This is a genomic window from Bergeyella cardium, from assembly GCF_009914665.1.
Taxonomy (GTDB): Bacteria; Bacteroidota; Bacteroidia; order Flavobacteriales; family Weeksellaceae; genus Bergeyella_A; species Bergeyella_A cardium.
This window is the reverse complement of record NZ_CP029149.1, coordinates 815,345-835,832: the sequence shown is the minus strand read 5'-3', so window position 1 is coordinate 835,832 and position 20,488 is coordinate 815,345. Positions and strand designations below refer to the sequence as shown.

General features: G+C 41.2%; 15 protein-coding genes and 1 tRNA gene. 8 read left to right on the top strand and 8 right to left on the bottom strand.

The genetic code is table 11. The features are described from left to right. Positions 1–85 precede the first annotated feature (85 nt). Together DBX24_RS03805 and DBX24_RS03800 are read right to left on the bottom strand one after the other, a co-directional pair. Positions 86–1,615, bottom strand: a complete 1,530-nt coding sequence (locus DBX24_RS03805) for a helicase HerA-like domain-containing protein (RefSeq protein WP_120489655.1) — start codon at positions 1,613–1,615, stop codon at positions 86–88. A gap of 179 nt (positions 1,616–1,794) precedes the next feature. After that, positions 1,795–4,185, bottom strand: a complete 2,391-nt coding sequence (locus tag DBX24_RS03800) for a putative LPS assembly protein LptD (protein WP_260392839.1) — start codon at positions 4,183–4,185, stop codon at positions 1,795–1,797. A gap of 266 nt (positions 4,186–4,451) precedes the next feature. Here DBX24_RS03800 and DBX24_RS03795 point away from each other — a divergent pair, with 266 nt between their 5' ends. Both DBX24_RS03795 and DBX24_RS03790 read left to right on the top strand, forming a co-directional pair. After that, positions 4,452–5,744, top strand: coding sequence for an N-acetylmuramoyl-L-alanine amidase family protein (locus tag DBX24_RS03795; RefSeq protein WP_120488302.1), 1,293 nt, complete (start codon positions 4,452–4,454; stop codon positions 5,742–5,744). Between the two features lie 60 nt (positions 5,745–5,804). After that, positions 5,805–5,879, top strand: a tRNA-Glu gene (locus tag DBX24_RS03790). Between the two features lie 151 nt (positions 5,880–6,030). Here the strand turns inward: DBX24_RS03790 and DBX24_RS03785 are convergent. Beyond that, complete coding sequence (locus DBX24_RS03785; protein ID WP_120488303.1) at positions 6,031–6,675, bottom strand: NYN domain-containing protein; 645 nt, start codon at positions 6,673–6,675, stop codon at positions 6,031–6,033. A gap of 174 nt (positions 6,676–6,849) precedes the next feature. Between DBX24_RS03785 and DBX24_RS03780 the strand changes: the two genes are divergently transcribed. Continuing rightward, positions 6,850–8,391 (top strand): glycine--tRNA ligase, encoded by a 1,542-nt coding sequence (locus DBX24_RS03780; RefSeq protein WP_120488304.1) that lies wholly within the window; start codon positions 6,850–6,852, stop codon positions 8,389–8,391. Between the two features lie 180 nt (positions 8,392–8,571). Here DBX24_RS03780 and accD read toward each other — a convergent pair whose 3' ends face one another. The 5 genes from accD to DBX24_RS03755 all read right to left on the bottom strand — a co-directional run bounded on the left by accD (position 8,572) and on the right by DBX24_RS03755 (position 14,417). Continuing rightward, complete coding sequence (gene accD / locus DBX24_RS03775; protein WP_120488305.1) at positions 8,572–9,426, bottom strand: acetyl-CoA carboxylase, carboxyltransferase subunit beta; 855 nt, start codon at positions 9,424–9,426, stop codon at positions 8,572–8,574. A 114-nt stretch (positions 9,427–9,540) separates the two neighbouring features. Beyond that, complete coding sequence (locus tag DBX24_RS03770; protein ID WP_120488306.1) at positions 9,541–10,218, bottom strand: DUF8845 family protein; 678 nt, start codon at positions 10,216–10,218, stop codon at positions 9,541–9,543. Beyond that, positions 10,211–10,708: an RNA polymerase sigma factor gene (locus DBX24_RS03765; protein WP_160224033.1), complete on the bottom strand. Its 498-nt coding sequence runs from the start codon at positions 10,706–10,708 to the stop codon at positions 10,211–10,213. The genes DBX24_RS03770 and DBX24_RS03765 overlap by 8 nt, the downstream gene beginning before the upstream one ends. A gap of 200 nt (positions 10,709–10,908) precedes the next feature. Then, a complete protein-coding gene (gene bshC, locus DBX24_RS03760) occupies positions 10,909–12,495 on the bottom strand; it encodes a bacillithiol biosynthesis cysteine-adding enzyme BshC (RefSeq protein WP_160224032.1) in 1,587 nt (528 codons plus the stop codon). A gap of 23 nt (positions 12,496–12,518) precedes the next feature. Beyond that, the gene (locus DBX24_RS03755; protein WP_160224031.1) at positions 12,519–14,417 is read right to left on the bottom strand and encodes a putative porin; all 1,899 of its coding nucleotides are present in this window, start codon (positions 14,415–14,417) and stop codon (positions 12,519–12,521) included. 292 nt (positions 14,418–14,709) lie between these two features. On the opposite strand from DBX24_RS03755, the gene DBX24_RS03750 reads away from it, so the two are divergent. The 5 genes from DBX24_RS03750 (at position 14,710) to DBX24_RS03735 (ending at position 20,484) form a co-directional block, all read left to right on the top strand. Beyond that, complete coding sequence (locus tag DBX24_RS03750; RefSeq protein WP_120489656.1) at positions 14,710–14,940, top strand: FeoA family protein; 231 nt, start codon at positions 14,710–14,712, stop codon at positions 14,938–14,940. Between the two features lie 30 nt (positions 14,941–14,970). Further along, positions 14,971–16,965 (top strand): ferrous iron transport protein B, encoded by a 1,995-nt coding sequence (feoB, locus tag DBX24_RS03745; protein WP_160224030.1) that lies wholly within the window; start codon positions 14,971–14,973, stop codon positions 16,963–16,965. An 18-nt stretch (positions 16,966–16,983) separates the two neighbouring features. After that, positions 16,984–17,124: a FeoB-associated Cys-rich membrane protein gene (locus DBX24_RS09555; protein ID WP_486598971.1), complete on the top strand. Its 141-nt coding sequence runs from the start codon at positions 16,984–16,986 to the stop codon at positions 17,122–17,124. A gap of 802 nt (positions 17,125–17,926) precedes the next feature. Beyond that, entirely contained in the window at positions 17,927–18,640 is a 714-nt protein-coding gene (locus DBX24_RS03740) for a DUF6261 family protein (protein ID WP_160224029.1), read from the top strand. 113 nt (positions 18,641–18,753) lie between these two features. Next, entirely contained in the window at positions 18,754–20,484 is a 1,731-nt protein-coding gene (locus tag DBX24_RS03735; RefSeq protein WP_160224028.1) for an ABC transporter ATP-binding protein, read from the top strand. The last annotated feature ends 4 nt before the right edge of the window (positions 20,485–20,488 follow it).

The following is a 20,488-nucleotide window of genomic DNA, read 5'->3' as shown; positions in this document are numbered from 1 at the left end:
ACAGACAATAATCTCTTAGCTCTTCTGTATTCATTTTATTATAAGATAATTTTTTAATAGGTAAGAGTATTTAGGGGTATAATATCTATCTCTTTTTCTTTAATCCCAGCATACCGAAAATTACTTTTGCCCCCTCTCTCATTAGAGTGTTGGTAAAGGTCTTCCCGGCACTGCTCTTCATTATTTGCTCAAAGATGCTTGGTTCTTCTTTTGTTTTAGGAGAATTTGTCTTTGTCTTTTCGGCAGGAGAGGCTGTCTGGTTTTCCATCCTTTTTGAAAGGAGCTCGTAGGCAGATTCTTTATTTATCGCTACTTCATATTTTTTCACCAGAGAGGAACTTTGCGTAAGCTGTAATACTTCGGTTTCTGTGAGTACGTCCATTCGAGATTCTGGGGAGATGAGGTAGGTATGTACCAATGGTGTAGGTATTCCCTTTTCATCTAATGCCGTTGTGAATGCCTCGCCAATTCCAAGGTTCTGTATAAGGTTAGATGCATTATAAAACTCGGTTATAGGATAGTTTTCTACTGCTTTGGAGATTTCCTTTCTGTCTTTTGCAGTAAAGCCTCTTAGTGCGTGCTGTATTTTCAGCCCTAATTGTGCCAGTACATTTTCTGGTACATCACCAGGGATTTGAGTAATGAAGTATATGCCCACACCTTTGGAGCGAATGAGTTTTACCATTGTCTCTATCTGAGAGAGTAGTGCCTTGGAGGCTTCATTAAAGATAAGGTGAGCTTCGTCTATAAACAATGCAAGTTTTGGTTTTCCAGAATCTCCTTCTTCTGGAAAGGTAAGGTAGATTTCTGCAAAGAGAGAAAGCATAAATGTGGAGAATAGCTGTGGTTTTGTTTGTATATTGGCAACCCTTAGAATATTGATGACACCTTTGCCATTTCTTGTTTTTAGCAAATCTTCCACATCAAAGCTGGGCTCTCCGAAGAAGTTCGCCCCTCCCTGTTGTTCCAATGCTACAATAGCCCGAAGAATAGCTCCGAGAGATGAGGAAGCTATTGAGCCATAACCATTGAGGAGTTCCTCTTTACCGTTTTTATCGCTGGTTACATATTGCAGTACTTTTTTCAGGTCTTCGAGGTCTATCAGTGGTAAGCCTTTATCATCACAATATTTGAAGATAATAGACATTATACTGCTTTGGGTATCGTTTAGTTCCAATATTTTGCTTAGCAATACAGGTCCAAACTCCGTTACCGTAGCTCTAAGTTTTACGCCTGCTTCTCCCGAGATGCTCATTAGCTCTACTGGGAAGCCCTGAGGGTCATACGTCAGCCCTGTTTTGGAGTATCTCTCATCTATTATCGTATTTCGGCTTCCTGCCATTGCAATACCTGAGAAGTCGCCCTTTATATCTAATACCAATGAAGGAACTCCTGCATGTGAGAGCTGCTCTACAAATACTTGAAGGGTTTTTGTTTTTCCTGTACCTGTAGCCCCCGCAATAAGCCCGTGCCTATTAATCGTCTTCAAAGGGATATTTACATCTACTTCCCTAACTACCTCACCATTGAGCATTCCCTTTCCTAATGTGATGAACTCCCCCTTAGGGCTGTATTTAGCATTAAGCTCCTGTATAAATTTTTCTCTATCTGCCATATCCATAATTTTAAGTGGTAAAGATAAAATATTTTCAGTGACTGGTTGGAAAGCTGTAGGCAGCAAGCTTAATTAGCGACTGGCTATTGGCTTTTAGCTGGTAGCCGTTAGTTTGTGCTAAGTGCGCCACCTGCAAGGTATACCTGTCATGCTGTGGCTAAGTGCCCGACCAGCTACGGTCAGAATTTTTGGGTTCTGCCGGTGTTGAAGCTTCGGTCTTTGTATTTTATGGCGTCTTGGAGGATGTTTGCTTTTATCCCGATATAGAAATCGTAGGTTTTATAGGCTCCGAAGGGTACCCAGTTAAAGTTTATGATAAAGCTCCGCTGGTCTCGGGAGAAGCCGAGAGTGGTGTAGGCGAGTTGTTTATTGACGATATCGTAATTGGTAGAACCTTGTATATTCCAGAAAGGGGTGAGTTTTATGTTTCCACTGATGCCGAGGGAGGCTACTTTGGTACCGAAACGGCTGAGGGTATTTCGTGTGTAGGCATAGTTGGCATTGAGGTTGAGCGTCCAGGGTTGTTCAAAATGTGAGTAGTGGTCATCATCAAAGTAATAGTTTTCATTCATTATATCGCCTTTGATGTGGTATTTCTTCTCGTCTTTTTTCTCATCTTTTTTTGTAAAGAGCTCGTTGCTTAGCGGGATGCTCATTTGTACATTGAAGCCTTGTATGCCGAAGCCTCCGATTTTCTCGTGCCTTGTACCTATGCCTTGGTGGTCAAAGGTTACTTTGTAGGGGTCGAGGGTAAGGCTGGTGTTGAGGCTTACTTTATCGTTGAAGAAGCTGGTTTGCCCAGAGATATTGATGATGGAGAGTTTGAATTTTTCTGCTGCAAAGTTGTAGTTCCCAGAGAGGTTTAAGCTTTCGAAGATTTTGACTTTTTTTACGCCTGTGGAGTCCGTCTTCGAGCGAACTTTCATCTGTATATTGTTATTAATACTTATCCCCAGAGCTTGTGTAAGCCCAGTGGAAGGTGTACCATAGGTACTCCCCTCAAAGATGGAGTAGGGAGTCATAGCTCCTGTGGCGTCTGTGTAGGTTTTATAGTACCCCCACTTTGGGTCTCCGAAATCAGGTGAGTAGGTAAAGCTCAGGCTGGGCATCATTATATGTCTGATGGCTTTAATGAGGAATTTATCACCGAAGTTTTTATCACCGTAGAGAGTCGTCTGCAAGCTGGCACTCGTGCTGAAAGTAGAGAAGCCGGCGATATTATTATGGCGGGTAGTTTCTACTTTATTGGTAGCGGTATTGTAGCTTTTGCTTACGGTTTTGTTGGTAAGTACATTATTTGCTGTAGCGGATAGGGTAAATGTGAAGTACTTCATCACATTAGTGTTTGTGGAGAGCGATAGAGGGATTTGCATACCTGTTTGCATATTGTTCCACATCTCCTTTTGGAAGAGCTCTCCCTGTTTTGTATTTACATAATTGGAGAAGTTGAGCCCTGTATTTACATTGATATTTTCTAATAATCCTTCGCGGATGGCACCATTCTTTGGTTTGAGGAGATAGAATTGATTGATAGCTACATTGAGCTGAGGCAATCGGAGATTGACCAGTCCTGTATTCAGATTTTGAGAATAGGATGCAGAGCCCGTTATGGTAAAGGGGAGTTTCAGAAATCTTTTTGTAAAGCTGATACTGGAGTTTTGCTGTGTGTTTAGTACATTTTTATTAAAGATATAATTGTTGTTGAGCGACTGGTTATAGAATGTAGAGCTGCTCACCATATCTACAGATGCAGAGAAGTTAAAGTACGGATTTGCTTTGGAATCCTGAGTGTGCCTCCACGATATACGGTAGTTATTGGTCTTGGAGTAGTCGCTTAATCCTTTTATCCCCTGCACTACGGTACCTATATCAGCACTGAAAGTCCCAGAATATCGGTAGTTTTTTTTGTAATTTACCTCTGGTCGGAAGTTCCAGCTCCCCTTGGTATAGATATCGGTGAGAATCTTCAAATCAAAATGCTCTCCAAGAGGTTGGTAATAGCCCAGCCCGTTTAGGTAGAAACCTACGGCTTCCCTCTCCCCAAAACTTGGAATCAAGATTCCCGCAGAGCGCTTATCCGAAAAGGGAAGTATGGCAAATGGCAGTACAAAAGGTGTAGGTACCTTCTCAATATACATCTGTATAGGTCCTGTGATGATTGAGGAGTTTTTCTTCCCTTTTAGTAGTTTGATATGAGGAGCCAAAAGGTAATAGTCGGCAATAGTATCTTTTTTCTGGATGAAGTATTCGTCTGTGGTATATCTCCCCCTCCGAAAGTAGAAAACCGTGTCGCTTACTTTCTTTGTTTTATCAGCTACGATTACTCCGCCAGATTCCTCTGTACGGGTGTTATAGGCTATTGCTTTTTTATCTTTAAAGTTAAAATTAAAGCTATCGGTTTCGTAGGTTTTACCGCCTTGGGTAGTCTTTACAGTTTCTGTGAGTTTGCCGTTTTCATCCAGTTTCCCTCGTGCGAAGATATTTCCTGTATCCCAATCCACAGAGATATAATCTGCCTCTATGGTCATATCCTGATAGTTGATTTTTGCATTATGATTCAGGTAACTCATTCTCTTAGGGATATCTGAGCGGATATTGTCTGCAGAATATCTTACGATAGCCTCTAATGCTTCTTTCTTGTTAGGTAGGCTGTCAGTCTTTGGAATAGTGTCATTAATAACCTCATTTTTAGTAGTCTCTTGTGCAAAGCAAATTGCTAAAAAACTGTTAAAAATTAGGAATATTAAAATATGTAATCTATTTTTGGACACTATTTTTGGCTTGAATGAGTTAAAGATTAACGGCGTCAAAAATAATATATTTTTAAATTCTGATAATGGATATTAAAACAAATTCTTTTAAAAAATATTTTTCAGTTGTTTTATTATTAGTCTTTTTGCTGGCAGGAGCCCAGAAAAAATTTGTTTTAGTCTTAGATGCTGGTCACGGTGGTACAGACACAGGTGCTAAGAGAAGTTATTCAGACTTAGGAATGGTGATGGAGAAAGAGATCACCCTTGCCGTAACCTTGAAAGTAGGGAGAATGCTCGAGAAGAGTAAAGATTTTAAGGTAATCTATACCCGAAAGATAGATACTTATCCATCTCTTACCGAGCGTACCAACCTCGCCAATAAGAGCAATGCAGATTTGTTTGTATCCATACATGTGAACGCTTCCAAAGGGAGTACTGCTAATGGTACGGAAATCTTTGTGCAAGGTCCTAATCAAAATAAAGAAAATCTCGAAGTAGCAAAAGCAGAGAATGATGTAATCTTCTTGGATGAGCAGGACAGGCAGACCTTTGCTTCCTATGACCCCAACTCCCCAGAATCTCTCATCGCTCTGAGGATACAGCAGAGTAAATACTTGGAAAAGAGTTTAATCTTAGGAGGTTTGGTAGAAGAGAACTTCGTAAAGAAAGATAATCGCTACTCTCGTGGGGTAAAACAGCATAACCTCCATGTCCTTCGCAGGAATGCAATGCCATCTATCCTTATAGAGATGGGTTTCCTCAGCAATTATGAGGATGCAGCGTATATGACTTCCGAAAAGGGGCAGAAAGAAATAGCAGAGAGCATTTATAATGCAATTATCAGCTATAAAAAAATTATTGACAGGAAAGGAAACATAGCACAGCAAGATAAGCAACCAGAAAAGCCAGCAGAAGTTCCATTAAAGAATGATTTCAGGATTTTATTGATGACCTCTCCTTATCGTTATCAGAGCAATGACCCTGCATTGAAAGGGCTCAACTATATCCTCACAATAAAAGAAGGGAATATATACAAGTATTATTATGCTACTACCAATCTGGCCTCTGTGAGGGATAGCAACTTGAAAACCGCTAAAGATGCAGGCTTCCGAAATGCAATTGCTGTAGGTTTTATCCCTGGGCAGAAGATGGCTACGGGCTATTATACTATTGAACTTGCTGTAACTAAGGAAAAGCTGAGCTCTAATTCGCCTCTCCTTCAAATCCTTGGTAAAGAAGTACAACGAAAAAAGGAGAGCGGGACATTCTATTATACCTATGGTAAATTTTCCTCTTTGGAAGAAGTTGTCACTGCTATTAAAGAGTTAGAAAATAAGGGTATAAAAGATGTAGTGATTCAAAAAGTATATAAATAATATAGCTGTCTATTGCAGGAATAAAAAAAAGATTTATTTTTGCACTCGCAAAATAAAGCTGGCCTATTCGTCTAGTGGTTAGGACTCAAGATTTTCATTCTTGCAACAGGGGTTCGATTCCCCTATAGGCTACCACAAGCCCCTAAAAAGGCATTAAAAGAAATAAGCAATCTATTGAACTGATATAATGAGGTTTTAATAGGTTGTTTTTTTATTATATAAATTTTGAAAACCTCCTTTACTTTTAGTACTTTATTTCTTAGTGAAGAGAAAGAATTAGATATAATTAATGAGATTTCTCTTGATGTTCTTTCCACTCTTTTGGTATATTGAGGGGAAATTTATTTTCTCTTTTTAGAATAACGATATCTTCAAATAGAGATTTTTTAAATCTGGACTCATATTTTGTTAAATCAATAGATTTACCATTAGAGATTAAATCAAGACTATTAGACCACTGATCCGGTGGGAAATATACAAATACCTTTGTGCCGTTTTCTTGGGCTAATTCTATTGCTGGAATCATATCACTATCAGCCGAGACTATAATAGCAATATCACATTTCTTTTTATAAGAGTCAGCAACAATTTGAGTAGCAATTCTTACATCAGTCTCCTTTTCTTCATAAGTATATCGCTTATCATTACAATTAAAGCAGCGTATTTCTTTCTTTATATATTTTCCAAGTATTAGTTGAAATTTAGGATTTTCTTTATTCGCTTGAAAAAATGCATTTTGACGAAGTCCTTGTTTGCTATCTGTAGATCTTGCAGAAAAATATTTTATACAAACCAATTCTTGATTATCTCTAATAAATTGCTCAAATAGTTTTACAATATTTAGCCAATAATACCTTTTCCAGCCTTTCCTCCTAAGACCATAGTAGAAATTAAACCCATCAATATAGATAATAACCTTTTGCTTTTCCATTGGCTAAAAAAATAAGCCCATTATAGTAATGGGCGGGCCTTAGTATTTTCCAACTAAGGGGGATTGTATAGTGCAAATCTACCAATAATAATTTATATATACAAATTTTTAATAATGAGTGAATAGAGCATACAGTACTCAAAATTCATTACTTTTGCGGGAAATTTAAAAACGATGGCAAAACAGGAAGATGTTTTCAAAAAAGTGGTTTCCCACGCTAAAGAATATGGTTTTATTTTCCCGTCAAGTGAAGTGTATGACGGGCTTTCGGCGGTCTATGATTATGGGCAGAACGGCGCCGAGCTTAAAAATAACATAAAACAATACTGGTGGAAGGCTATGGTGCAGCTTAATGAGAATATTGTGGGCATAGACTCCGCAATTCTGATGCACCCCACCGTCTGGAAAGCATCAGGGCATGTGGATGCTTTTAATGACCCTTTGATTGATAATAAAGACTCAAAAAAAAGGTTCAGAGCAGATGTTTTAATAGAAGATTACTGTGCAAAACTCGAAGATAAAGCACAAAAAGAGATAGAAAAAGCCGCGAAAAGATTCGGTGAAGCGTTTGATAAAGCCCAGTTTGAGGCAACCAATCCAAGGGTTATCGAATACAGGGAAAAGCAGCAGAAAATCCTTTCCAGAATGGCAAAATCTCTTGATGATAACAACCTCGCCGATGTAAAATCCCTAATAGAAGAGCTCGGTATAGCAGACCCTGATACAGGTTCTAAAAATTGGACGGATGTACGCCAGTTTAACCTGATGTTCGGTACAAAACTCGGTGCATCTGCCGAAAATGCAATGGAAATCTACCTAAGACCAGAAACTGCACAAGGGATTTTCGTGAATTTCCTCAATGTACAAAAAACCTCAAGGCATAAACTCCCGTTTGGGATTGCACAAATCGGAAAAGCATTCAGAAATGAGATTGTCGCAAGGCAGTTCATCTTCCGTATGCGAGAGTTTGAGCAAATGGAGATGCAGTTCTTCGTGCCACCAGGTACGGAGCTGGATTTCTACAAACAGTGGAAGGAAAAACGGATGAACTGGCACCTTGCCCTTGGTCTTGGTGAGGAGAATTATAAGTTTCACGACCACGAAAAGCTCGCGCACTACGCCAATGCTGCTACTGATATCGAGTTTAAGTTTCCTTTCGGGTTTAAGGAGCTCGAAGGCATACATTCAAGAACGAATTTTGACCTCTCTGCTCACGAAAAGCACTCGGGAAGAAAGCTCCAGTTCTTCGATCCAGAGAGAAACGAAAGCTATGTGCCGTATGTTGTAGAAACTTCCATCGGTTTAGACCGAATGTTCCTCGCGCTCTTCTCCCATTGCCTTAAAGATGAGGTGCTTGAGGACGGCTCCGAGCGTACCGTACTCTCCCTCCCACCGGCATTGGCACCGGTGAAGGCTGCCATCCTTCCGCTTGTGAAAAAGGACGGACTTCCAGACTTTGCTGAGAAGATTTTTAATGACTTGAAGTTTGATTTTAATGTGATTTCTGAGGAGAAAGACAGCATTGGTAAGCGATACAGAAGGCAGGATGCCATCGGTACGCCGTTCTGCATCACAGTGGATCACGATTCGCTGGCAGACAATACCGTTACCCTCCGCGAGAGAGATTCTATGGCTCAGGAGCGCGTAAAAGTAGAAGACCTCAGAAGAATCATCGATGAAAAAGTGAATTTCCGAACCCTATTAGCCAAGTTGTAGATGAGATAGAGCACTGTAATAATATCTTTGTATAGGGCATTATGGTGATAAAAGGTTAATAAACTGATAAAAGGAGCTAACTTGGCTCCTTTTTTATTTTATAGATGAAATGGGATTTAAATATAATATAAAAAAACCTCTCCGTACAGAGAGAGGTTTGGAAAATATACCATTTAAAGTTTATTTATTCTCGTAGAGTAGGTTGACGGTTTTAGAGACCACGGCTTTAATTTCGGTTCGCCTTACGATGAAATCTACGAAACCTTTTTCGAGTAAAAATTCGGAGGTTTGGAAGCCTTCTGGAAGGTCTTTACCGATGGTTTCGCGGATAACTCTTGGCCCCGCAAAGCCTATCAGCGCACCAGGCTCTGCCATTATGATGTCTGCCGTCATCGCAAATGATGCGGTAATCCCACCAAAGGTAGGGTCGCTAAGGTAGGAGATGTATGGGAGCCCTGCACAGGAGAGCTGCGCGAGTTTTGCCTGTACTTTTGCCATTTGCATTAGTGAGAAGGCGGCTTCTTGCATTCTTGCACCGCCTGACTGGCTGATAATCATAAACGGGAGGCGGTTTTGTATCGCGTGGTCTATAGCTCTGGCGATTTTCTCGCCCATTACGGAGCCGAGAGACCCGCCGATAAAGGCGAAGTCCATACACGAAATCACCATTTCTGTACCTCCGACTTTACCCACTGCACAGCGCACGGAATCGTTTAGTTTGGTTTTGGCTTTTACCTCTTTTAGCCTGTCGGAATAGGCTTTTGTGTCTTTAAATTTCAGGAAGTCGATGCTCTGTACTTTGGCATCGAGCTCTGTATATTTTTCGTCATCAAATAAGAGGGAGAAGTACTCATTACTCCCGATTCTTACATGGAAACCATCCTCTGGAGATACATAGTTATTGGCTTTGAGTTCATCATATTCTATAATCTTTCCCGTAGGGGTCTGGTGCCATAAACCTTTTGGTACATCCTTCTTCTCGGTAGTGGAAGTGGTGATGTTTTTATTCTTTCGTTTAAACCATTCGAATGCCATATTCTCTAAATTTAATTTTTGAAAATCGCCGATAATAAAGAGTTTCGGCTCTAAATAGGGGACAAAAGTAGAGTATTTATTTTAAATGAAAAAATGCCGTTGCACTCGTTTTTTTCAGGGGGTTGGGTCGGCGTCTATTTCTTTCAGCTGTTCGAGGTTTCTTTTGAGCCTGCCGATGATGAATCCATAGACGATTTTGTAGTAGAGCCACGCGATAAATGTCCCGATGCAGAGCATAGCGAGGAAAAATAGCCCTATGGCGAGTATCTCGGTGCGGTGCCCTTGTGAGCCGCTCTGCAAGACGATACTCAGCACGAAAAAGAAGATGAGAATAATGACGAGGACAAACCACGCGATGTTGAAGATAATGAAGGTATTGACCGTCCGTTTAAAGCTGATGATTTGTAAGATGAAATTTTTGAGGTTTTCTTCTATATTAATCCTCTTGTAGCTCTTGTAAAACTTGAAAATGAAGTAGAAGGTTGTAATCACCATACCGATTTTCATCAGCCAGTAAAAGCTATTGAAGTAGAGGTCTAAGGTTTCATTATGTGCTATATTGATGGTATTAACGATTTGGATGATATTATCGTTCCCGTTATCATAGATGATATCGTAGGCATTGAGGAGGAAAACCAAGATGGACTCTACAATACTGATGTAGAGGATGTATTTAATGTAGTTTCTGGATTTTCGGTTGAGCATAGAGCGGATGTCCTCCGATGCGTATTGGGAGGTGGCATTCTGCTGTTGCCATTGTTTTTTTAGGTTGTCAATATCAAAATCAGCCATACTTTTCCATTAGTTCTTTTAGGGTTTTCTTTAGTCGGTTCATTTTCACTCTGGCATTTCCTTCGGTTATCCCGAGGTTTGCTGCGATTTCCTTGTAAGGTAGGTCGTCCAGATACATCATTACGATAGCCCTCTCGGTATCTGGTAGCATTTTTATGACGCTGTACAGCGTAGAAATCTGGTGTTCTTGCTCGCTATTATCCTCCTCTTCTCTCTCCTTTTTATAGTGGAAATCTTGCAGTTCATCGGTTTTTATGGTTCTGGATTTTTTTCGGAAGAGGGTTATTGCCGTGTTGAGGGCTATTCTGTACATCCAAGTGGTGATTTTGGAGTTTCCCTTAAAGCTACCATAGCTCCTCCACAGCTGGAGGACAATCTCCTGAAAGAGGTCCTTCTCATCCTCCTGAGAGTGGGTATACATACGGGAGATTTTAATAATCAAACCTTGATTATCCTTTATTAAATCTGAAAACTCCCTTTCTTTCGTCATCTATTATTTTGTCTAATCTCCCACTTTTTTACACAGGCGAAGATAAGATTTTTAAAGAAATCCTCCACCCCCACCCACTGGCGTAGCACTTAGCTAATAGCGTGGCAGGTGATTATTCACAAACTAATCACGCACTGCCCATCGCCTACTGCCTGAAGCGTATAGCGCGAAGCTAGTTGCTATTTGCCACTCTCCAGAAGTCAATTGCTGCTTATAGCACAAACCACTGCTTTCTCTACATTCATTTTTTCGTAGCAGGTCTTTAGCCATTGTTGCCCTTCATCTGCGTAGAAGGAGCTGAAGTTGATAACCCTCTCTTGCCAGTTTTGCATTGGGTGGACTTCCAAGAAGAGGCGCTCCAGCTGTTCTAAGCGCTCGCTTTGTTTTATTTTTTCGGCTTTTAGAAGTCGTTTTTGCATTCGGAGAAAGGACTTTGTTTGCCTTTTTTCCTCCGCCTCTAATAGGTTTCTAAAGCTGATATCGGTGAGAGATGCCTTTGTTTTTAGCTCACCAAAGAGTTTTTTTAGTGTATTTTCTTTTTCCTTTAAGAGGGCTTCTAAGGGTTGGTTTTTCAGGAGCTGTTCGCTGATGACTTGTGCAAAATTTCGGAAAAAATCATTAATACTAAGCCCGAGTTTATGGATTTTTTTTAGGGTTTTTTCTGTGAGGAAAAGCATTGAGTTGCGGGGGATGAGGATAGGGTAGGGCAGGTTTAGGTACTGGAAATAGTCTTTGAGCTCGAGCCAGTACATTATCTCTGCATTCCCCCCGATATAGGCGAGGTTGGGCAGTACCGTCTCCTGGTATATCGGGCGCATTAGAGCATTGGGGCTGATGCGTTCTGGATGGCTCAGCTCTGCCAGCATTTCTTTTTTTGTAAAGCTCAATTCTGTATCTACAACCTTAAAATTTTCATTCTGTAGCTCAATTCTGTTTCGTGTATTGGTAAGGTAGAAGAGGTTGATGTCGCGAGGATTTACCTGTACTTTTTTGTAATCTTGGGAGAGGAAATCTACCAGTCTTTGGCTCTCTCTCTTTAAGGATTGATGGAGGAGTTCATCTCGGAAGATGTTGGTCATTTGCTGCTTCAGTTGTGGATGGTCGCCATCTATACAGAGCAGTCCATAGCTGGCAAAAAGCCGCTGGGCAATGCTTCTCGTTGCCTGGCTCAGGGTATTGCCTTTGGCATAGGCTTCCTTCATCCAGAGGATAAGTTCTGTTCCAAAGACAGTATCCTTAAATTCCTTTTCAAATTCTGAAATAAAGGACTGGTCTTCCACCTTTATCCTCCCTACAGCTCCGCCAGAGTGGGCTTTAAATTCGTAATAATGAGACGGAGTTTTGAAGTGGTTAATCTCCTCAAAGTCGTGGTCTTCGCTTGCCATCCAGAATACAGGTACAACCTTTTCTCCGAGCTTTTGGTTGAGGTATTCCGCTGTTTTTATAGTTTGGAGAATCTTGTAAATAAAGAAACTCGGACCTGTAAATAAATTCAGCTGATGTCCCGTAGTAATGCTAAAAGTATCCGATTCTTTTAGTGCTTCTAAGTTCTGCGTTTGGGCTTGGGTCAGTTCAAAATCTTGGTATTGCTCGGCTAAGACCTGACTAAGTATCTGTCTTTTTTCTGTGCTAAATGCCTCCTTTTTCTCTTTTATTCTCTCTTTTATATTCTCTAAGCTGAAGGTATAGTTGCTGAAGTCGGATAGCTTATGATTAAGAAAATCTTTAATTAAGAGGGGGATGCTATCTATATCTTGAAAGGGAATTTCTATGGATTGAGCTTGCATAGTTTGTAGGTTTAATGAGTAGACTAGTGGAAGAGATACCAAATAATCCCGATATTTAATCTAAAATCATAGAGCGGATAATACGGTGCTGTAAAAGCCTTGTTTTTTGCAAAAGTAGTACTGATATTCTGCCCTTCCAGGTAGATTTGCATTCGTTTTACTTTCATATTAAAGTAGGCTTCTACTATGGGCTGTCCACCGATATTATATCCATTAGCGGGTAGGATAAATTCGTTTAATATCGGTGCGTATTCCCTTGAGGCAAACTTTGTAAAGTAGTACAGTTTTATGCCTCCCATAATCTCTGCTGCCTTTTTAAATGCTGAAGTTTTGTAGTACAGATTTGCCCTACCGATGAATTTGGGGCTGGGGAATAATGCGTTCTCCGATAGGTTATGCTGGAAGTGCAACCGCATATTCAGGTGAAATTTATTATAGCTTAGTGTAGCTTCGCCCCCTATTTGGGAAATGTTGAGAGGGGAACTGCTCTGGGCAGACTGCCCCTCAGAGGTGAAATACGCAAAATTCTCTATCCTAAAATATCGAGCAAAAAATTCTGCATCAAACCATTTAATCCCCGCTCTACCGCCTATTTCTAATATATTTTCATTCTTAAAATCTCTAAAACCATAGTTAAAACCATTCACTGGTGAGAGATTTACCAAATAATTAAAGCTCGGTGCTGAGCTCTGGAACAGCAGTTTCCCATCTACAAAGAAATCTTTTACGGGCTCAAATTTCAGTTGGTTATCGGTTCTTAGGAAGTTCCCAAAAGATTTTCCATTGGAGTATTCCAAAGAAGAATGCAGTCCTACTTTATCCCAGAGATTGATTTTTAGGTTTCCTATAATCCCCAGCCTGTTTTCTTTTTTCTCTTCATTGTAAGGCGTATCTGCTGTATAGCTCTCCGCTCCCAAAATAATATTCTGGTGCCTCAACCCTGCATCCAAATAAAATGCAGGTCTGTCAAACACAAGACTAAAAGTATTGCTTAGCTGGTTGTAGTATTTCTTCGTATTTCCGTTTTTATTGGTGTCATAGTTATTAAAGGCAGCTATATCTGTACTTCCTATATTGAAATAGTATTTATTGATTTGATAATATAGCTTATGCGTTAGTTTAAAGGGCAGTTTCTCCTTATTAAAAGGTAAAAAGCTGTGGCTAAGGTAGTATCTTCTGTAAGAGAATTGTGAGTGAGTGTCCGTCAGTTTTACAGGGATTGTCTGCCTGTTGGTATAGTTATCATCATTCAGGAGTAGAGGGTTTTTCATTCCGCCATTTTCCTCATTGTCCATATTCTGATGTATAAAATGACCATAAAGCTGATACTTTTCGTCTTTGGACAAGTACCTTCCAGATAGGGTGATATTGTTATTAGATGCCAGGCTGTTGGTATAAAATCCCTGAGACCTCAGCCCTGTATATTCTATTGCGAGGTTCAGCCTTTTTCCGAAGTTTTGAGTGTAAAGGGTTTGTAATGCTCCACCGTTTTTCATAGAATTATGGTAGAGAAAAGCTGTTGTAGGAGTCTTTACATCGTAGTATTTTATATCGTCAATGCCTTGTATTGCGTAGCTCTTGTTCGTCGGTAGCAGGCTGAGGTTTTGTTCCTTATTTAGTCTGAATACCAAGCTATGAAATCCAGCTCCAATGTTATTAAACTGTATTTTCCCAAAATTATCTCTGTTGTTATATTGGGTATAGCTATAGCTTTTGCTTGCTGTAAATGTAGTATCTATACTTTGGAAATCCGCCGTTTCGGTTCTGAATTTATAGTCCTCAATCGTCGGTCGGAATATCGTTATTGAGTCCTTCCCACCGTTGTCTATCACTATTGAGTCCTTTCCTGTTGGTAGGCTTCTTTCTTCTTGTGCTTTTGCTGTAGCTCCCAGTATGATAAGTATAAAAAATAGGTACTTCATCTATTAAAAATAGTACGCAAATGTAAGCAAAAACTTTTTTCAGTTTTGATAATGAATTGCCCTTCTGAAAGCTGAAAATTTATTTAATAAATAAAGGAAAATACGGATGAATTTTTGAGATAATCCAATATCCAAAAGAGAAATGAGCAAAGAGAAAATAGAAATAGAGGTTTAGCACTAAGAAAAGTAATAAAAGGGTCTCTGACCCCTCAGACCCCTAGATAATATTTAGAATAGATTATATTTGCAGTTCATTAAATCATCAGTTTTGGAAAAGAATACAGACACTAAAATGAGCACATTTCCCCTTAACCAAGACGGTATTATCACTGGGTATGATAATGACTCCCTGCAAATGCCCTCAAAAATTATAGAAATGGGACTCTTGCCCAATACCGCATTTCGGATTCTTTATCAGGCACCTTTTGGCGGACCGCTGTATATAGAGTTTGGGCAGGAAAAGAGCCGAATCGCTCTTAGAAAAACCGAAGCCGAGTTCATCATCGTTCAAGAAAAACGATAAGCCTTCCAAAACGACGATAAATAAAAGATAATGCAACCAAATACCACCTCAAATACCAAAAAATTTCTCCTCGTAGGTAATCCAAATGTGGGTAAATCTACCCTCTTTAATGCCCTCTGCAACCGAAAACAAAAAACAGGGAACTATGCGGGGGTTACCGTATCCAGCCTTACGGGGGACTATATTTATAAGGAAGAGAAAGTCATCATTACAGACCTCCCAGGTTCGTACAGTGTCTATCCGACTTCTAAAGATGAAGCGGTTTTTAGCGAAAAGCTCCTCTCTTCCCAAAACGAATACAATGGCATTATCTACCTCCTCGAAGCACTCAGCATCAAGCGAGGTTTGCTCCTCTTTCGCCAGATTCAGGACTTGGGCATTCCCCTTATCCTCGTCATTAATCAAATAGACCAAGCGAAAAAACGAGGTATAGACATAAATATCGATATGCTGGAGCAAAAGCTCGGCGTAAAGGTCATTACCACCAATGCTAAAGATAATATCGGAGTAGATGAGCTTAGAGAATCCCTCTTCAATGCAGAATATACATCTACCGATACTCCTTCTTTCCATATTCCTTTGGAGCAAAAGCGTTTCATCTCAGAATCTGTATTAGACACTTCGAATGAATACCGTGCGTGGGTAGATTATGCCTCCTCGCTATCAAAAGATAGGGGTGTTAATATCAAAAGGCTTCAGGTACAGGAGACCGTAAGGCGCTATCAGAATATAGATGAAATCCTCACGGGGATTATTACCAAAAAGGCAGGGTTTAAAGAGCTCCTCACCGAGAAGCTCGACAAAGTTCTCGTGCATAAGTTCTGGGGTTATATCATCCTTACTATGCTCCTTCTGCTCATCTTCCAGCTGGTGTTCTCCATTGCTCAATATCCTATGGAATGGATTGAAGATGGCTTTGGAGCTATACAGGAGCTTACAGAAAGTCTCCTCCCCGAAGGTCCTATCAATAGCCTTATCACCAGCGGCATCATACCAGGTATAGGGGCTATTGTGGTCTTTGCACCTCAGATTTTCATCCTCCTTTATCTCCTCTATGTGCTCGAAGATTCTGGTTATATGGCAAGGGTTGTCTTCTTGATGGATAGACTCCTCCGTCCCTTTGGGCTCAATGGCAAGAGTATTGTGCCCCTTGTCTCTGGAACCGCCTGTGCCGTGCCTGCGATTATGGCAGCAAGGAATATCGAGAATGTAAAAGAAAGGCTCATCACGATTTTAGTAACGCCTTTTATGGCGTGCTCTGCTCGTCTCCCGATTTATAGCATCATCATCAGCCTTATTATCCCAGATGAAAGTTTCCTCGGTATTAGTTACAAAGCATTAATGCTCCTGCTGATGTATTTCCTCGGGTTTGCAATGGCGCTCATCTCCGCATTCGTACTGAAAAAAGTCATTAAGTCTAACCAACCCTCTTTCCTCGTGATGGATTTGCCAACCTATAAAATGCCCCTCTGGTGGGAGGATTTGAAGCTCACACTGAGCAAAGTCTGGGCATTTATCACTGGGGCGGGTAAGGTTATCTTCACCGTAAGCGTTATCCTCTGGGTGCTGAGCTATTTCGGGGAGAGTAAAAACCAAGATGAATGGGTTGCCACCGATGTAGAGCTTAAAGATTCTTATCTTTCACAGGTCGGAGCCGTGATACAGCCCGCAATAGAACCTCTCGGCTACGATTGGAAGATGGGTATAGGTATTCTGACCAGCTTTGCAGCAAGGGAAACTTTCGTGGCAACGATCTCCACCCTCTACAGCTTAGATGAAGACGCCCCCGAAGGTAAGATTATAGAAAAAATGCAAGCCGACCTCAAACCCGATGGTACAAAGGTCTTCAGTTTCGCTACAGGGCTCTCCATCCTGATGTTTTATGCCTTTGCAATGCAGTGTATTTCTACCATTGCCATCGTCTATAAGGAAACGAAGAGCATAAAGCTCACCCTCCTTCAGCTGGTCGGGATGACGGGGATTGCCTACATCGCCTCTCTCTTCGTCTATCAGATTTTTAAATAACAAAAAACCCTAAACAAGATGGAAATTTCATTAGTTTTTCAGTACATATTGCTCGCATTGGTCGTTATTTTCGCGTGCTACTCCATTTACAGGAAGATTAAAAACACCTTTTCCTCAAAAAATAATAAAGGTTGCGACAAAGGCTGCGGATGCTCATAAAACTTTGCCCTAAACTCTCACCCCTAAACCCTCTCCCACCCACTGGCGTGGGGCGCACTTAAAAATAATCGCCCCATCCACCCACTGCATAGAGCATACTTAGAAATAATCGCTTGCCACACCGTGGCTAAGTGCCTGCCACGCTGTAGCTGCCTCACCGGCTACGGTGCGGAGGAAAATTCGCGTGAATCTTGTCAATATTTTTCTCATTGGAGGAAAATTCGCGTGAATCTTGTCAATATTTTTCTCATCGGAAGAAAATTCGCGTGAATCTTGTCAATATTTTTCTCATCGGAAGAAAATTCGCGTGAATCTTGTTAATATTTTTTTCATTGGAAGAAAATTCGCGTGAATCTTGTCAATATTTTTTTCATTGGAAGAAAATTCGCGTGAATCTTGCCAATATTTTTCTCATTGGAGGAAAATTCGCGTGAATCTTGTCAATATTTTTCTCATCGGAAGAAAATTCGCGTGAATCTTGCCAATATTTTTTTCATTGGAGGAAAATTCGCGTGAATCTTGTCAATATTTTTTTCATTGGAGGAAAATTCGCGTGAATCTTGTCAATATTTTTTTCATTGGAGGAAAATTCGCGTGAATCTTGCTAATATTTTTCTCATCGGAGGAAAATTCGCGTGAATCTTGTTGCTTTTAAGTTTCGGATAATCAATATTCACTTGAAAACAGGTTGTTTTATTTATATAACTTATAAATATCAAAAGTTTTTATACCTTTGTACTGTGAGTTAATGGAAATACTCAAAGAAAATTCTCATATCTAACTTTTTTTAAATGATACTATTATGAAAGACATCAATGACATCAGTTTAGTAAGACTAAACAACGGAGCGCATTTCATGTTTATTAAGAATGTGAATGATAGGGTGCAAAGCAATAACACCCTCAAAACAAAATTGGGCGCGCTGGCAACTAACCTGAACGATGCCCTGAACAAAGAAGACGAGGCAATGCTCCTCTCCCAGAAATCCCTCATTACAGACGATATCGCCGCCGCTGATGAGCTGAGAGATAGCATCTACTCGGGCTATAAAAAAGTGGTGGATGGCTATAGAAAACTCCCCGTAGCCTCCATAGAAGTCGCTGCAAAGGAACTGTGGCAGCACATTAAGGACTACTCCATAAACCCTCAAGACCAGTTGGATAAAGAGACAGGAATGCTCCTCAACTTTATTGATGATTTGGAGACGAAATACGCCCCGCAAATCACTACCCTCTCGCTTACAGCATTCGTGGCCGAACTGAAAATAGCAAACGAGAAAGTCCGCAGGCTGACCAGCAAACGAACCGACGAACGCTCAACCCAAGCAGTAGGCGCACTGAAACAAGCCAGAAAAAACTCTGACAACGCCTACCGAGAACTCGTAAAAATGGTCAATGCCCTTGCCCTGATAGAAGGAATTGCCCCTTACGAGGACTTTATCGACTACCTAAACACCGAGATAGCCCACTTTAAACGAGAGGTAATCCCCAGCAAAAAGAAAGACCCAAAACCCTAAGGGGATTGCGAACAAATGAAACTCAGCCTCCCTCTTTACCATAAAAAAAGGGAGGTTTTTTTTCTCAGACAACCCAAAAACTACGAACAACACCTACTATTAATCAATAAATAATGAAACGGCTCTTAGAAATAGCAGGCGAGCGCAAAGGGCTCCTCATCGGCTCCTGTATTTTAGCGGGAGTATTCGTCCTCCTCAGCTTGGTTCCTTATATATTAGTGCTCTATATTTTGCGCGAGATTACCCACAGCAGTCCAGACTTTAGCACAATAGACCGCTATCTATGGTGGGCAGCATTTGCGGTGCTCATCAGTATGCTTGCCTTTTTGCTCTCGGGTATGCTCTCGCATATTGCAGCATTTAATATCCTCTTCGGTTTGCGAAAACGAATCACTGAAAAAGTGGGCAAATTGCCGATGGGATACTTGACCCACCGCAACTCGGGCGTGTTTAAGAAAATCCTTTCCGATGATGTAGAGCGCATCGAGACCTTCATCGCTCATCAAATTCCTGATTTTGTAAAGGCTATCGTACTGCCACTTGTAACGATTGCCTATCTTTTTAGTGAGGACTGGCGGTTGGCGCTCGCAAGCCTCTTCCCCTTAGTCCTGCTGGGGATACTGCTACCGCTCTTCGCCTCCAAGAAAGAGCGACAGCTCGTGGATCAATACAACGCCTCGCTCGAGGAGATGAATGCGGGCATTGTGGAGTATGTACGCGCTATCCCCGTGATGAAGATCTTCCAGCAGTCCGCCGAAAGTTTTGAAAAATACGGCGTAAAGGTGAAGAATTTCCACTATTTCGTCAGCGAATGGATTCGCACGAGCTCCACACCTTTTGCTGTCTTTATGAGCTTTGCAAGCAATGCCATACTTCCTGTATTAGCGGTGGGGCTCTACCTCTACTTCCACAATGGGCTTAGCCTCGCTACCCTGATGCTCTTCCTTATCTTGGGTACGGGCTATATCCGCCCTGTGCTGGTGATGAGCAATATGGTGATGCAGTTAGAGCTCATCAAGCGGGGAGTACAGCAGATCGATGGTATTCTCAATGAGCCAGAGCTCAGCTATTCTAATGAGAGCCATCCGCCTGCAGAGGGCTATAATATCCGTTTTGAGAATGTAAGTTTTGCCTACGATGGTGAGCATAAAGTACTCCACAACCTCAGTTTTGAGTGCAAAGAAGGCACGCTTACCGCTTTGGTAGGCCCATCAGGTGCAGGGAAGAGCACAGTAGCACAGCTCCTGCTACGGTTTTGGGACATACAAGAGGGCAGGATTTGTATTGGAGGAGTGGATATACGCTCGCTCCCCCCTGAGCAACTGATGCAGCAGGTTTCTTTTGTTTTTCAGGACAGCTTTATGTTTCAGCAGACGATGTATGAGAACATCCGTATGGGAATGGATAAAAGCCGCGAAGAGATAGAGAATGCTGCCCGCTCGGCACAAATTCACGACCTGATACTCAGCCTCCCTCAGGGCTATGATACGCCTTTCGGGGCAGATGGAGTGCACCTGAGCGGAGGTGAGCAGCAACGCTTCCAGCTTGCACGAGCTATGCTCAAAGATGCTCCTATTCTTATCTTGGATGAAGCCACTGCCTTTGCCGACCCAGAGAATGAGCACAAGATACGGCAGGTCATTAGAAAGCTGATTCATCATAAGACGGTAATGATTATTGCGCATCGCCTCAGTACGATTACAGATGCAGATCAGATTATCGTTTTTGATAAAGGGGAAATAAACAGCACAGGTACGCACACCGAGCTTTTAGAAAATTCAGCGCTGTACCGCAGAATGTGGGAGGCACATCAAAGGGCATCGAGCTGGCAAATGGGACAATAGAAAT